Annotated in this window: 14 protein-coding genes and 1 pseudogene; 5 read left to right on the forward strand and 10 right to left on the reverse strand. The window is 62.1% G+C overall.

Features of this window, described 5'->3' with window-relative positions:
* Window position 1 precedes the first annotated feature (1 nt).
* Entirely contained in the window at window positions 2-1144 is a 1143-nt protein-coding gene (locus ACP7D4_RS01655; protein ID WP_426106872.1) for a branched-chain amino acid ABC transporter substrate-binding protein, read from the forward strand.
* Between the two features lie 324 nt (window positions 1145-1468).
* Entirely contained in the window at window positions 1469-3280 is a 1812-nt protein-coding gene (locus ACP7D4_RS01660) for a DUF885 domain-containing protein (protein ID WP_426106870.1), read from the forward strand.
* A gap of 291 nt (window positions 3281-3571) precedes the next feature.
* Here ACP7D4_RS01660 and ACP7D4_RS01665 read toward each other — a convergent pair whose 3' ends face one another.
* From ACP7D4_RS01665 to ACP7D4_RS01680, 4 genes are read right to left on the reverse strand one after another with little or no spacing between them, the layout of a single operon-like run.
* The gene (locus ACP7D4_RS01665; protein ID WP_426207593.1) at window positions 3572-5260 is read right to left on the reverse strand and encodes a M14 family zinc carboxypeptidase; all 1689 of its coding nucleotides are present in this window, start codon (window positions 5258-5260) and stop codon (window positions 3572-3574) included.
* Window positions 5261-5273: 13 nt separating this feature from the next.
* On the reverse strand, window positions 5274-6770 hold the full coding sequence (locus ACP7D4_RS01670) for a HAMP domain-containing sensor histidine kinase (RefSeq protein ID WP_426106868.1): 1497 nt from the start codon (window positions 6768-6770) through the stop codon (window positions 5274-5276).
* Complete coding sequence (locus ACP7D4_RS01675; protein WP_426106866.1) at window positions 6767-7675, reverse strand: hypothetical protein; 909 nt, start codon at window positions 7673-7675, stop codon at window positions 6767-6769. The genes ACP7D4_RS01670 and ACP7D4_RS01675 overlap by 4 nt, the downstream gene beginning before the upstream one ends.
* Window positions 7675-8325 (reverse strand): response regulator, encoded by a 651-nt coding sequence (locus ACP7D4_RS01680; protein WP_426106865.1) that lies wholly within the window; start codon window positions 8323-8325, stop codon window positions 7675-7677. Before ACP7D4_RS01680 ends, ACP7D4_RS01675 begins: the two co-directional genes overlap by 1 nt.
* Before the next feature lie 489 nt (window positions 8326-8814).
* Between ACP7D4_RS01680 and ACP7D4_RS01685 the strand changes: the two genes are divergently transcribed.
* The 3 genes from ACP7D4_RS01685 (at window position 8815) to ACP7D4_RS01695 (ending at window position 10998) form a co-directional block, all read left to right on the forward strand.
* A complete protein-coding gene (locus tag ACP7D4_RS01685) occupies window positions 8815-9471 on the forward strand; it encodes an energy transducer TonB (RefSeq protein WP_426207594.1) in 657 nt (218 codons plus the stop codon).
* Between the two features lie 193 nt (window positions 9472-9664).
* Window positions 9665-10405, forward strand: a complete 741-nt coding sequence (locus ACP7D4_RS01690) for a hypothetical protein (RefSeq protein WP_426207595.1) — start codon at window positions 9665-9667, stop codon at window positions 10403-10405.
* A 116-nt stretch (window positions 10406-10521) separates the two neighbouring features.
* Window positions 10522-10998 (forward strand): hypothetical protein, encoded by a 477-nt coding sequence (locus ACP7D4_RS01695; protein WP_426207596.1) that lies wholly within the window; start codon window positions 10522-10524, stop codon window positions 10996-10998.
* Between the two features lie 13 nt (window positions 10999-11011).
* Here the strand turns inward: ACP7D4_RS01695 and ACP7D4_RS01700 are convergent, their stop codons facing one another.
* From ACP7D4_RS01700 to ACP7D4_RS01725, 6 genes and pseudogenes are all read right to left on the reverse strand, one after another.
* Window positions 11012-11479, reverse strand: coding sequence for a pyridoxamine 5'-phosphate oxidase family protein (locus ACP7D4_RS01700; protein WP_426207597.1), 468 nt, complete (start codon window positions 11477-11479; stop codon window positions 11012-11014).
* Between the two features lie 417 nt (window positions 11480-11896).
* Window positions 11897-12340 (reverse strand): hypothetical protein, encoded by a 444-nt coding sequence (locus ACP7D4_RS01705; RefSeq protein ID WP_426106857.1) that lies wholly within the window; start codon window positions 12338-12340, stop codon window positions 11897-11899.
* Window positions 12341-12407: 67 nt separating this feature from the next.
* The gene (locus ACP7D4_RS01710; protein WP_426207598.1) at window positions 12408-12767 is read right to left on the reverse strand and encodes an MmcQ/YjbR family DNA-binding protein; all 360 of its coding nucleotides are present in this window, start codon (window positions 12765-12767) and stop codon (window positions 12408-12410) included.
* An 81-nt stretch (window positions 12768-12848) separates the two neighbouring features.
* A complete protein-coding gene (locus ACP7D4_RS01715) occupies window positions 12849-13280 on the reverse strand; it encodes a PPC domain-containing DNA-binding protein (RefSeq protein ID WP_426106854.1) in 432 nt (143 codons plus the stop codon).
* 11 nt (window positions 13281-13291) lie between these two features.
* A complete protein-coding gene (locus ACP7D4_RS01720; RefSeq protein WP_426207599.1) occupies window positions 13292-13663 on the reverse strand; it encodes a VOC family protein in 372 nt (123 codons plus the stop codon).
* 73 nt (window positions 13664-13736) lie between these two features.
* Window positions 13737-13888: pseudogene (locus ACP7D4_RS01725) on the reverse strand (IS630 family transposase); the annotation flags it as partial.

A 13888-nucleotide genomic window follows, 5' to 3' on the forward strand; every position in this document is an offset into this window, starting at 1 on the left:
TATGCTGTCGAATAAGAACGTATTGACGCTGGCGACAGCCGCCCTGCTCGCCGCAGTCGTGGCCGACGCGCTCGCCGCGCAGGAGCAAGTGGTCAAGATTGGCGTGAGCGGGCCGCTGTCGGGCACCAACGCCTTTGCCGGCAAGGACAACGAGAACGGCGTGCGCCTGGCCGTTGACGAACTCAATGCCAAAAAAATGACCATCGGCGGTAAAGGCATCAAGTTCGAAGTGGTCTCCGAAGACGACCAGGGCGACCCGAAAGCCGGCGTGAGCGTGGCGCAAAAATTTGCCGACGCCGGCGTGCGCTTCGTTGTGGGGCCGTACAACTCGGGCGTGGCGATTCCCGCCTCGCGCATCTACAACGATGCCGGCATCATCATGTCGACCGTGGGCACCAATCCCAAGGTCACCCAGAGCGGCTACAAGAATGTATTTCGGATTGTCGCCAGCGACAACCAGCTCGGCTCCTCGATGGCCGACTATGCCGCCAAACAGTTAAAGGTAAAAACCATCGGCGTGGTGGATGATCGCACGGCTTTTGGCCAGGGCGTGGCCGACGAATTCGTCAAGCAGGCGAAGAAATCGGGACTCACCGTGGCGGGGCGCGAATTCACGACCGACAAGGCGACCGATTTTGCCGCCATCCTGACCGCGCTCAAGGCCAAAAAAGTGGACGCGATTTTCTTCGGCGGCTATGCGCCGCAGGCCGGCCCGATGGCGCGCCAGATGCGCGCGCTCGGCCTGCAAAACGTCAAGCTGCTGGGCGGCGACACGCTGTGCAGCCCGGAGATGGCCAAGCTCGGGGGCGACGCCGTGGGCGAGAACGTGCTGTGCGCGCAGGGCGGCGCAATCCTCGACAAGCAAGCTGCGGGACCGGCTTTCCAGAAGCGCTACAAGGCGCGTTTCAAACAGGCGCCGGACGTGTACGCGGCCTCGTTCTATGACCAGGCGATGTTCATCGCCCAGGCCATGAAGTCGGCCAACTCGCTCGACCCGTCGGTGGTGGGCGCGGCCATGCACGCGAGCAGCTACCAGGGCGTGGTGGGGATGTATGCGTATGACGCGGCCGGGAACATGCTCAAGTCGGCCGTGACGGTGTACACCTTCAAGAATGGCGCGCCGGTGGCGCTGGCAACGTACTGATAGCTGCCGCCACTGCGTACACGGCGAAGTTTCAGCATGCATGGAACCACTTGCCATCCGAGGAGCCTGCACTTGCACCACATCGTCCTCGCGAACGCGGGGACCCATAGAACTAACGCGTCGTGTTCCTCTTGAATTGATCTGCTTACTATAACTAATTGATTTAAAAGGAATGATTGGCATCCGCTCTATAGGTCCCCGCGTGCGCGAGGACGATGTGGCTCGGCGGCGCCGTCGCCTCCTTTGCGACGGTCACGAACCTGAAGCTCATCAAATTTTAATTGCGCATGCTAGTTGCGCCCACACTCATTGACGGAATCAAAAATGAAAAAAAGCCTCACCCTGACCGCACTGTGCGCCGCCCTGGCCTTCACTTTCGTCCCGGCTGCCGCCATGGCGCAGCCGCCCACCGCCGGCAAGGTCTCCGGCGTTGTCTCCGCCAAGGCGCGCAAGCAGCTCGACCTGATCGCCGACCAGTACTACGACGCCAAGGCGCGCAGCGAGCCGGTGTCTGCCACGGAGAACGGCGACACTCGCTTCGACGACCAGGTCGGCCTGGCGATCGCGCCCAAGATGCGCGCGCGCCAGTTTGCGCTGTACCGCGGTTACCTCAAGCGCCTGCAGGCGATTGACCGCATGGAGCTGGACCTGGGCGCCCAGACCAACTACGACATCCTCGACTTTGAACTCAAGTCCGCCCTATCCTTCGAGCACATTCCCGAACACCTGCTGCCGCTCAACCAGATGGACAGCGTGCCGCTGACGCTGGCGAACTACGCCAGCGGTGAAGCGGCGCAGCGCCTCACCACGGTGAAGGAATACAGGGCTTACCTGAACCGGCTGAACCAGCTGCCGGCATGGACCGACCAGGCCATCGTCAACATGCGCGAGGGGATCAAGACCGGGATCGTGCTGCAAAAAGCGCCGGCGCTGTCGATGCTGCCGCAGTTCCAGAAACTGGTCAGCCCCACGCCGGAAGCGAGCATCTTCTACACAGCCATCAAGAAGATGCCCGCCGCTTTTTCCGCCAGGGACAAGGCTGAACTGACCCGCGCCTACCGCGCCACGATTGCCAACAAGCTCACGCCGGCATTGAAGCGTTTGTCGAGCTTCCTGGAAAAAGAATACCTGCCGGCGACGCGCACCAGCACCGGCTGGAGCGAGCTGCCCGGCGGACGTGAATGGTACCAGCTGGCGGTGGCGGCCCAGACCACCACCAGCCTCACGCCCGACCAGATCCACGAGATCGGCCTGAAGGAAGTGGCGCGCATTCAGGACCAGTATGCGATCGTCGGCCCGAAGATGGGCTACACGGGGCCGGCAGCCGAACTGCCGGGCTGGGTGGCCAAGCAGGATAAGTACCGCCCGTTCAAGTCGGAAAAGGAGATCATCGACGTCTACCGCAAGCTTGACGCGACCTTGCGCACCAAGCTGCCGGCCATGTTCACCTTGATGCCAAAAGCGCCGCTGGACCTGCGCCTGGAGCCTGAACTCACGCGCGAGACGGCGTCGGACCACTACACGGCGCCTGCCGCCGACGGCTCGCGTCCCGGCGTGTTCTGGTCGGTGGTGAACGATCCCACCAAGTACGGCAGCACCGGCATGGTCACGCTGTTCCTGCACGAAGGCCAGCCGGGGCATCACTTTCACATCGCGCTGCTGCAGGAAATGAACCTGCCGAACTTTCGCAAGTTCGGCGGGAACAATGCCTTTACCGAAGGCTGGGCGCTGTATGCGGAAACGCTGGGCAAGGAGATGGGCCTGTTCGACAAGCCGGAGGATTATTTCGGCCACCTGAACGACGAGATGCTGCGCGCCGCGCGCCTGGTGGTCGATACCGGCATTCACAGCAAGGGCTGGTCGCGCGAAAAGGCGATCCAGTACATGCGCGACACCTTGGGCGACTCGGAGGAAGTCACGCGCAGTGCCGTGGAGCGCTACATGGTGTGGCCGGGGCAGGCGCTGGGCTACAAGATCGGCGCGATGAAAATTGCGCAATTGCGCAAGCGGGCCGAGACCGCGCTGGGGGCCAAATTCAGCCTGCCGAAGTTCCATGAGGTGGTGCTGCAGGATGGGACGATGCCGCTGGCGCTGCTGGAGGCCAAGGTGGATCGGTGGATTGAAAAGACGCGCTAACGGCTCGCTTGGCGCAATGCGCGGTCGCTTTTCTCGCGGGGGCGTCTAGCCCCTGCGGTTATTGTTGACCGTAGATCCAGCACCTGGTCATCGTACGCCGCATCAATCGACATGGCTGGCGCCGCTGGAGGCGAGGTGGATGTTGGATTGAGAAGACGCGCTAACTGGCAACCTGGCGGAATGCGCGCTTCGCGCTTTTCCGCCCTACGGTTATCGCGGACCGTAGAACCAGCATAGTCGCAGTCTTGTAGGGCGGAAAAGCGCGAAGCGGGCATTGCGCCAACGCCCGCGTTACAGCACAGACAACACCGGATAGCGCCGCCACTCCGGTTCTACATACCGTTCGCAGTTGGCCAATATAAAATCAAGCACGGCCGCCTGGCTGGCAAGCAGTTCAGGATGCGCCGCCTTCCACGCATCGAACTTCACGCGCAATGCCGGCTCTTCGCGCAGCAGTTCGACCGCGTGATCTTCAAACACATAGTCCGAATACGCTTCCTTTTTCTCGAGCACGCTGTTGAAAAACCCCCAGCGGAAAAAACTGTCATGCCCTTGCGGCTCCAGCGTCTCGATCGCATAGCGCGCCCGGTCCTGGTCAAGATCGATCCACCAGTCGCCGGCGCGCAGCAGCAGCGGCGCCGTGCGTTTTTCGAGCTGCACGTCGTCATGGAACATATGGCCCTCGTACGCGTCAGGCCGCGAAGCGACTGACGTGACGTGGTAATACTGCACTTCGCGCACTTCGTCTGCCTCGATCCGCCGCATCGCCACCCCATTCCACAGCAGCCGCTCGACCGCTTCGCGCCAGGCCTGCGGCACCACGTAGGCGCGCGGCGTGGCGACGACGATGTCGGCCACGAAGTTGTCGTAGTAGGCGATATCGCGCTCCCACGGCGCGTCGCGGTCGTACGACAGGCGCCGGTACTGCCCCAGCTCACTGGCGCTGTACCGGGCTGCATAGCCGCTGAAGCGAAAACTCGATGGCCGGCTCTCGTCCATCGCCCAGTGCAGCGGCCACTCGCGCCGCGCGCGAGCCTCCTGGCGCGCGGCGCGCCGCAGCTGCATGATTGCGCCGGCGTTGGCCACCGTGAAGTCGAGCGCCGTTTCCACCAGCGCGCGCATGGACGCATACCGGTCGGCGAACGGTTTCAACATATGCGTCTCGGGCATGAAGCCGATCGTATGGTGCAGCGCTGCGAAGCCGGTCGAAAAGCGCGCGGTCTCCAAAAATTCAGCGATGCCGTGCTCCGGGCTGTCCTTGACCGGATTGACGTACGGGCAGGTCGGCCAGCCGCGGCGCGCCATCTCGGCGAACATGTGCGGCAGCATGGTCTGTTTCAGGAACGCGCCCAGTGCGCCGCCCAGCTTGTCGGTCTGGGTGTGAATCAGCGTCATGGTGTACGGGTAGTCGGCGCCGTTGGAGGTGTGGGTGTCGACCATCACGTCCGGGTCCCATGCGGCAAACAGCTTGTTGAACACTTGCGCGTTCAAGGTGTCGCACTTGACGAAGTCGCGGTTCAGGTCCAGGTGGCGCGCATTGCCGCGAAAGCCGAACTGCTCCGGCCCGTCCTGGTTCACGCGCGAGGTGTTGGCGCGGTTGACGCTGCCGTCCACGTTGTACAGCGGGACGAACAGGAACACCGTCTTGCCCAGCGCGGCCAGGCGCGCCGGATCGACGCAAAAGTCGCGCACCAGCGCCATGCAGGCGTCGATGCCTTCCGGTTCGCCCGGATGGATGCCGTTATTGTTAAAAAAGACGGGCCGCCCCGCCGCCCTGATCTGCTCGCGGTCGAACACGCCATCGGCGCTCACCACGCCGGCGTGGATCGGCAAGCCGGCGTCGGACATGCCGATCACGGAAAAACCGAGCACGCGCGGGAAGCGCTGGGCCAGGTCCTGGTACCACGCGATGCACTCGGCCCAGGTGGTGCTCTGGTTCTTGTTGCCCTGTTCGTAGGGCGTCTGCAGGTCAATCGTCATGGCGTCGATTCGGTTAAATGTCTTGGTGGGTAGGCAGCGCAATCGAGATCACGGTGCCGCGCTCCGGCTCCGAACTAAATTCGATCTTGCCGTTCAAGGCGTACACGCGCTCGCGCATGCCGATGATGCCGATGCCCGACGACGTGCTGCGGGTTGAAAAGCCGCTGCCGTCGTCGTCGATCTCGATGTGCAGCATGCCTTCGGCGTTGGAGAGCATCAGCGACACTTGCGCATGCGTGGCGCCGGCGTGCTTAAGCACATTGGACAGCGCTTCCTGGATGATGCGGTAGGCGGAAATGGCCAGCTCGTTGCCAAGCTGCGTAAAGTCGCCCTCGGAATGGAACTCGAAACGGCACTCGGGATGGCTGGCGTCGTAGTGGCGGATCATTTCTTCAACCGCGCCGTGCAGGCCAAGCATGTCCAGCACTTCCGGACGCAGGCGGCGTACCAGGCGCCGGCCGCTCGCATACAGGTCGAGCGTCAGCTTGGTGATGGCCTGCGACTTGCGCTTGATTTCTTCGATGTGGACATTGGTGTCGAGCTTGTCGGCCAGGTGCAGGATGCTTTGCGACTCCAGGCGCGCGGCGATCAGCGAAGCGTTGAGCTCGTCGTGAATTTCGATGGCGATGCTCTTGCGCTCGTCCTCGACGATCGAGTTCACCTTTTGAATCAGCTTGCGCTTGTCGGCGTCGGCGCGCAGCGCTTCATTGCGCGATTCGACCAGGTCCTTGGTGCGCTCGGCAACTTTGTTTTCGAGTTCTTCGCGCGACAGGCCCAGCGCCACCGACATCTCGGTGATTGACTCCTGCAGCTCGCCCACTTCGCCGCCGGTGGTCACGGCTAGCGCCACGCGGTAGTTACCGCCGCGGATCTCGCGTAGCGCGCCGATCGAGGAGTTGAGCGGGATGGTCAGGCTGCGCGCCAAAAAGTACGCCAGCGCGCCGGAGACGGCCAGCGCCAGCGCCGCCATCGCCAATTCGATCTGGAAGCGGCGCGCCTGCTTGTCGAGCATGTTCGACGGCGACATCGTCACCCGCACGTAACCCACCAGTTCGGTGGGAAAGGTGGGCGGCTTGGTGTCGCTCGAACCCGACACATGGGGCACGCCGTTGTCCGAGAACAGGTTGATCCACGTGACCTGCTTCATGATCGGCGCTTCGTAGTAGCGGTTCTCGGCGTCGACGGCGGCCTGTGAGGCGACCGTGATGGCGATCTTCTGGCCGGCGTCGACAACGTCGATGCGATAAATGCTTTTGTCGGACTGGACCAGGCCGTTGATGGTCAGGCGCAGGTCGGCCAGGTTGCCCGAGATGACGTTGTATTCGCTCGTTTCGGCCAGCGCCTTGGCCAGGATGCGCCCGCGTTCGGCCAGCTCCTCGGCCACCTGGGCGCGGTGCGAGTACCACGAGTAGCCCATGAAGGACGTGAACAGGAAAGCCACCGGCAGCATGGTGATGAAGGCCATGCGGGTGCCGATGCTCCAGCTTTGCCAGAAGCGCAGTTTTTTCATTGTCGTTTGACTTGAGGTTCGCGCCCGAATTTGCGTGCTTCGTCGGTCACATTCACTTGCAGCGAGCGCGCCACGCCCTGGTTGATGGCGGTGCGAAAGTAGCGCGGAAACTGGGGCGGCCCCAGTTCGCCCGTGGTGACAAAGTCGCTGGCCAGGTCCGCCACATGGGCGTTGATATGCTCGATGTTCGAGTACGTGGTGGCCAGCGCGCCCGCGCGCACCATGTCGGCCGAAAAGCCGATCACGGCCTGGTTGTGGCGATAGGTCGAGAGCAGGATGTTGCGAAAATTCTCGGCCGAATACACGGTGCGGTCGGGCATGGCCAGCAGCACCTGGGCCTGGCCCACGCGGTTGAGCGCAAAGTTGATGTCGTCGCCGTCCGAATAGTCTTCCACTTCCACCGCGGCGGCGCCGCCGAGCACGGGTTTGAGAAACCCGGTTTCATGGCTGACGATGGCGGCCACCCGCACCGGGCGCCGGTACAGCAGCGCAATGAGGCGCAGCTGGTCGGCCGGCGCCGGCTCGGCGTAGATGGCGGTCATCGACATCAGGCGCGGGGTGGGCAGGTCGGACGTCACCGAGCGCCACACCTGGCTGGAGGTGAAGGCGGCAATCACGACGCAGTCGCACTTGCGGGTAATCACGTTGCGCAGCGCGACCGGGCCGATGGTGATGTAGACCATGCGCCGCTTTTGCGCGAGCTCGGTGCGAAAGCCGCCAAAGACCGGCACCAGGCGCTTGTACAGGTCGTCGGTGATGCGGCGCGTGACGGACGAATCGTCGCCGGTGACGATCTGGAAGCGAAAGCCCTGCACGTCGCCGGCGCCGGCCGCACCGCTCCAGAGCAGGCTGGCCCCGGCCAGGGCAAGCGCCAGCAGGCCCCGCGCGCGACTGGCTCCTGCCACTAGGGCTCGATCAGGCCGTGCTTGACGGCCAGCTTGGTGATGTATGCCTGGCGGTGCACGCCGAGCTTTTCCTTGACCGACTGGCTGATGTTGCTGATGGTCTTGGTCGACAGGTTGAGCTTTTCGGCGATCTCGGCGTTGGTCAAGCCTTCGGCCATCAGTTTGAAGATTTCCAGGCCGCGCTGGTCGAGCTGCGACTGGGGCGAAGCGTCGCCGCGCACCGACAGGTTGGCGAGGCGCTCGGCAATTTGGGGCAGAAAATACAGCTTGCCTTCGGCCGCATGGCGCACCGCCGTGGCCAGGTCGGCCGGATCGCAATCCTTGGTGACAAAGGCGCGCGCGCCCAGGCGGTAGGTTTCCTTGATCAGGCTATCCTGGTCGAACTGGCTGAGAAAGATGATCTTTGCGGCAGGGAACTTTTTAAGGATGGCTTCGGCGGCGTCCAGGCCCGTCAGTTCAGTGCCGAAGCGAATGTCGAGCACCAGCACGTCTGGCTGCAGCTCGGCGTACATGGCTGCGGCCTCTTCCGGCGTTTTGGCCTGCCCTACCACGTCCATCCCCACGCCGGCGAGCGACATGGCAAAGCCCGTCATGACAATGGGGTGGTCATCTGCCAGCATGACGCGGATCGATTTTTGCTCAGTGTGCACTTTTGATACTCCTGTGATTACGGCTGCGCTCGCCTTCCTCTGATTACTATTGAATGGCATCAATGTGTGGGAGCAGACGGAATGGGCGAAGCGTCAACGCGATTATTTCACACATTGGGGCCTGAAGCGAGCGCCCCGCCCCGCAACGACCGCTGGTACCGGTACCAGGCAGCAAGGCTTGCACAACTGGCGATGCCGATGCTGTTGGCGGCAATACTAATAATAAGCACTAAAATTGCTAGTAACTAGCAATATAAAATTCATTGAACCGATGCAAATCAGCTGGCACAGGCGCGTAGCGAACCTCCGCGCAGGCAGTCTGAACATGGTTCGATCAGCCCTGCCGGGCGCCGGCAGGGTAGCGGAGCACAGGACGGCAAAAAACAACAAGAAATCAAAATGCTATTAAATGGCTTTTCTTTTGCTAGGTAATAGCATATATTTTATCCAGAGCGTAGAAAAAACCTCACCACCAACCAGGAGATTGCCATGCATGCCACGTCCAGCTACGAAATTGGCGGAAATAAAGTTGCCAAGATTGCCATCGTCACCTTGCTCCACGCAGGCGCCGCCCTCGCCTTGCTCAGCATGCGCATTGCGGCGCCGTCGCACGACGGGGAAGCGGCCATTATCATCCTGGACCCGGCTCCCAAGGTCATCCCGCCCGTGCTCGAGCCTGTCGAAGCGCCCGCACCGCACGCGGTGCCCCAAATCTACGTTCCGACCACCGTCATCGATACCTTCCCAACCGAAGCGCCCATACTGACAACGACGCCCATCAAGCCGACTGCCTCGGTGGTGTTCAACGAGGGCGAGCATGAAACGTTCGAGCGCGTGCCAGCGATCCCCGCCAAGCCGGTCGAAAAGCAAGTCTTCCGCGCGGCCCAGAGCGGCAATTGCGCGGTGCCCAACTACCCGGCCGCCTCGGCCCGCAACGGCGACTCCGGCACCGTCGGCCTGGCTTTGCTGATTGCCGCCGACGGCCATGTGGCCGACGCCAAGGTGACCAGTACCAGCGGTTTTCGCGAACTCGACCGCGCGGCAGTGGCTGCCTTGAGCCTATGCACGTTCAAGCCGGCCACGAGCAACGGCGTGCCCGAATCGGCATGGGGCAAGATCGCGTACGTGTGGACGCTGGACCAATAAGGGGCGCGTGCCCGGCAATGTCGTACTTGCCGGGCCGCAGTTGCGCTGGGCGCGGTGACGGCCTGGGTTACACTGTCGCTTGGCTTTCTCAAGGGCAGGTCGATGTTTCGCATGCGCCGTTTTTTGCTTGTGCTCGGTTTCCTGCCGGCGCTCTTCGCCGGCCCCGCCGCGGGCACCCCAACTGCTGCGGGTGGTGACGCCAAGCCTGCATCACGCCTGGGCAGCACACGCTATCTATTTCCCGCGCCTGCTGCGCCTGGCCCTGGAAAAAAGGCGTTCCGAAGGCCCGTTCCAGATCGTCGAGATGGACCAGCAGCTGACCCGCCCGCGCCAGGCCGCGGAAATCAAGAACAATGGCATCATCAACCTGATGTGGGACGGCTCGAACCGCCAGCGCGAAACCGACCTGTACGCGGTGCCCGTATCGCTGCTGCGCCACCTGAACGATTACCGCGTTTTCCTGATCCGAGCCGAAAACCAGCCGCGCTTTTCCGCCGTGCTTACCCTACACCAGTTGCGCATGCTGAAAGCGGGCGCCGGCGTGAACTGGCCGTCGACCGAGGTACTGCGCGCAAACAAATTGCCGGTAGTCACCTCGATTGCTTACGAATACCTGTTTCCAATGCTGCGCGCCAAGCGCTTCGACTACATGCCGCGCGGCGTCTATGAAGCGGACAATGAGCAGCGCGTGCGCAGCGCCGACAACCTGGCCGTCGAGCAAACCATTTTCCTGCACTATCGCATCGCATTTTATTTTTTCGTCAGCCGCGAAAATGCCGCGCTCGGGCAGCGGGTCGAGCGCGGCTTGCGCCTCGCGATCAAGGACGGCAGCTTCGACAAGCTGTTCAACAGCATCCCGGCCTTTCGCCAGACGCAGGCGGAAATCGACGCGCGCAAGCGGCGCATTTTCGAACTGACGTACCCTGAACATTGACGCGGACTTACAACGCTTACAGCGCGGTAACAACTTTCCAAAACACATCGTGTTAGCATTCAGATATCTTTCAACGACCGTGACTGGAATGCATGCCACTACCGCCCGCCCCTGCTTTGAACCTCCTGTTGGCCAGCCTGAATGCCGCGGCGCGCACGCGCCTGTTTCCGCACCTGGTGTTGGTCGAATTGGCAGCAGGCGAGATTGTTTTTGCGAGCGGCACGCAACAGGTGCAGGTGTATTTTCCGGTGACGGCCACGATTTTGCTGAGCTACCAGCCTGGCAACGGCACGGCCACCGAGATCTCGCTGGTGGGCAATGAAGGCGTGATTGGGATCCCGCTGTTCCTGCAGGAAAAGGTGTCGCCTTGCAGCGCGGTGGTATGCGATGCCGGCTTTGCGTACCAGATCAGCGCCGCCGTCCTGACCGGCGAATTGAATCGGCCTGGTCCGGCGCTGCGCCTGATCCTGGCCTACGCGCGCGGCCTGAGCGCGCAGATGGCGCAAACCGCGCACTGCGACATGCATAGCATTGCCGTCGACCGTTCATGCGCCACGTGCAGCCACGCGGCGCGCTGCCCAAAGACGGATTAGCTTTGACGAGCTGTCATACGGAAAAATGCGTCGTGTGGCCAAAGCCTTTGGCGTAGTCAAGAATCGACAGGCTGTGCGGCACGATGCGGATGTAAAGCATACCCGGCCAGGGCACCGTGCCGGTATTGGCGACAAACTTGGCGTACTGCGGAAAGCGCGCCAGCAGCAACTCGCCCGCGCGGCGCACCTGCGCCGGCTCGCTGACGATCTCGGCGACGGCATCGATGGCCATGCCCTGTATTTCGCTCCAGTCCTGGTACGGCGCATTGACGGTGAGCGCAACGCGCGCATCGGCGCCGATGTTGTGGGCTTTTTGGCTGTCGATGCCGATCGCGGCGTACATGACCAGCTCGTCGCTGGCGAAGCTGACCGTGGTCGCGTGCGGGGCGCCGTCACTGCGCAGCGAGGCGAGCGTCAAGTCCCTGGCCCTGGCCAGTATGCGCAGCGCCAAGGTGCGATGGTGCGAATCGAGTGGTGTCATGGCGGTCCCTTGTGTTTTGTTGCGCGCGGACACGGCGCCGCACACGCCAACTCATCGTAGCACTTCTCCAGGCGCAAGTATGTGCGTTGGGCGCCATAGCGGGGCAACTACTGTCGGGAGTGCATGGAAGTTGACCGGGGCGCGTCGATCAGCGGCGCCACGACAGCGGCAAGGTGCGACGCAAGGTCGCGCGTTCCGCCAGGAATGACATGCAATGCCGACGAAGGCAGCGGGGACGCCAGGCGCTACCCCACTGCAACCGGGCTGATCGGATCAGCATCGCCCCACAGCAGCAAGACCCTGGTGCAGATGGCGCCCGGCCTGGCGCTCAAGTCCTGGCGGTCGGTGGAAGAAACAGCAGCCGGGCCGGAACGGGCAGGGAGAGGCCGCGGGAATAGTGCATGCACATTGCTTGCACTACACCGGGTCCGCGCGCAATGATGCGATGACGTCGTGAGCCAGCGCCCGCGCTTCAGGCGAGTCGTAATAGGCCGACAGCTGCACATAGCCGGTGGGGGCAATGACGAAGGCGTTCACGGAGCGGCCGCCCGAGTCGCTGCGCTCGGCGTCATCTTCGGCCAGCTCGTAGCTCAAACGGGCGATGGCGCCGCTGCGCTCGATATTTTCCTCGCTGCGCGCAGCGCTGGCGTCGGCCAGCAAACGCTCCAGGACGGCGTCGACCTTGACCTGGCCTTCACCATGCCAGACGTTGATCCAGAACGTCAGCTCGGGACGCCACAAGACCAGGCTGCCGTCTTCAATGCGGCGGTTGAACTGCTCGGGCAGTGCGACGCGCCAGCCTTGCGTGAGCACGTAGTCGCCGGTAACGACGGGGAAATCGGGATGCAGATCGGTCGACATTACGGCTATTCCTGGGCGGATTGGAGAGAGAACAATTATCGCCCAACTTTGCGCTGCCTGCCGGGCGCTAAGCCTTGACCAAGGCCGCGCGGCTGGCCTTGCTGAGCGAGCCCAGCGCGCGTTCATAGGACCAGGCCACCAGCTCGGCCAGGTAAGCTGCCGGCAGCACGGTGTGATCGACGATCGTTACCCAATGGAAGCGTCCCATATAGCGCGCAGGCTTGATGCCCGTGATGTCGGTCAGCTCAAGAAAACGTTCGGGCGCGACGCGTATGCTGAAGCGCCACATTTCGGGGTCGCTGGTTTTAAAGTAGGCAAACTTTTTGTCGCCGACGCAATACACCAGAATATTGCTGGGGTGCGCGTACAGCGCGTGCTGGACGCCGGGAAAATCCTGGCACATTTGTTTCAGGGCCTTCACGCTCATGTCTTGTCCTTGATGGCTTCGGTGCAGCGCTGATCGCAATGCAAACGTCATACCGGCAGTGTCCGCTCCCGTGAATGCGCGCTAGCAGTTTGCATGGGAGCGCGGCCTTGCCACCAATTCCTTGAAGCCCGTTTGTGTATCGACTTCGCGCGTCAGCGACCATGCCGGCAACAGGATCAGGACAGCTTCCAGCGTTGTCCTGATAATGTTCCCATCGCAAACATGGCCGCCGCTGACGCGCCCAGCGCTGTCCGAAACGGTCATGTGCAAATGCGCGCCGTCTGCCGTGATACTGCCGGCAATACTGACGATTTCCAAGGGACCGGCAATAAGGGTTTCGTTTTCCTGGCCGGCAAAACGCAACCGCGCAGCAACCAGGCTGCCAATGCCGGAAATGACAAATGCCGATGGCTGGTCTTTCCCGCAGCCGACAGCTTCGAGCGCACCCCGCAGGTCGTCGCCTGGCTTGAGACGTACCGGTAAAAATTCCTTAGCGTTGGTTGGCGGCGTCATCATCGCTCCCGTCAGACATGCTGGTCGATCAGAATGTGATTGCCATCCGGATCGACCAGCATGAAGCTCGCCGGCCCCGAGCTCGCTTCGTCCGCCTCACTGAGCAATTGAACGCCTTCTGCCTTGAGAGCGCGCTGCAGATCGCGCACATCGGTGAACTCGGCAAGCGTGTTGGCGTGGCTGTCCCAGCCTGGATTGAAGGTCATGATGTTGTTCTCAAACATGCCCTGAAACAGACCGATGACCGTGCTGCCATTCTTTAGAATGAGCCAATTTTTCTGTTGGTCACCACCCCAGACGGTAAAGCCGCATTTTTCGTAAAAGGCGCGCGATACGGCAATATCTTTCACCGCGAGACTGATCGAGAAGTTACCAAGTTTCATCATGAATCCCTTTTCACAGTTGACGGCAGCGGCGCTGGCTCAAGGCATGCGTGCCCCATGCTAGTGTAGTGCGTCAAACAGATTGAAGCTTATTAAGTTTGGCACAAGCGCGCGTGACTTTGGCAAGAATGTCGGTCGCTTTCGCGGTCCATATATACGGTTTCGGTGCCATATTATGTTTTGCAATGAACTGTCCAATCGATTCGGTCAGGTCTGGGACTGACT

Origin of the sequence: Massilia sp. TWP1-3-3 (assembly GCF_049897805.1) — a bacterium.
In the GTDB taxonomy this organism is placed as follows: Bacteria; Pseudomonadota; Gammaproteobacteria; order Burkholderiales; family Burkholderiaceae_D; genus Telluria_A.

Excerpts from the sequence above, each read along its gene's own strand:
- ACP7D4_RS01655 (WP_426106872.1), top strand. The coding sequence starts at position 2 with ATGCTGTCGAATAAGAACGTATTGACGCTGGCGACAGCCGCCCTGCTC.
- ACP7D4_RS01660 (WP_426106870.1), top strand. The coding sequence starts at position 1,469 with ATGAAAAAAAGCCTCACCCTGACCGCACTGTGCGCCGCCCTGGCCTTC.
- ACP7D4_RS01665 (WP_426207593.1), bottom strand. The coding sequence starts at position 5,260 with ATGACGATTGACCTGCAGACGCCCTACGAACAGGGCAACAAGAACCAG.
- ACP7D4_RS01670 (WP_426106868.1), bottom strand. The coding sequence starts at position 6,770 with ATGAAAAAACTGCGCTTCTGGCAAAGCTGGAGCATCGGCACCCGCATG.
- ACP7D4_RS01685 (WP_426207594.1), top strand. The coding sequence starts at position 8,815 with ATGCATGCCACGTCCAGCTACGAAATTGGCGGAAATAAAGTTGCCAAG.
- ACP7D4_RS01700 (WP_426207597.1), bottom strand. The coding sequence starts at position 11,479 with ATGACACCACTCGATTCGCACCATCGCACCTTGGCGCTGCGCATACTG.
- ACP7D4_RS01705 (WP_426106857.1), bottom strand. The coding sequence starts at position 12,340 with ATGTCGACCGATCTGCATCCCGATTTCCCCGTCGTTACCGGCGACTAC.
- ACP7D4_RS01710 (WP_426207598.1), bottom strand. The coding sequence starts at position 12,767 with ATGAGCGTGAAGGCCCTGAAACAAATGTGCCAGGATTTTCCCGGCGTC.
- ACP7D4_RS01715 (WP_426106854.1), bottom strand. The coding sequence starts at position 13,280 with ATGACGCCGCCAACCAACGCTAAGGAATTTTTACCGGTACGTCTCAAG.
- ACP7D4_RS01720 (WP_426207599.1), bottom strand. The coding sequence starts at position 13,663 with ATGAAACTTGGTAACTTCTCGATCAGTCTCGCGGTGAAAGATATTGCC.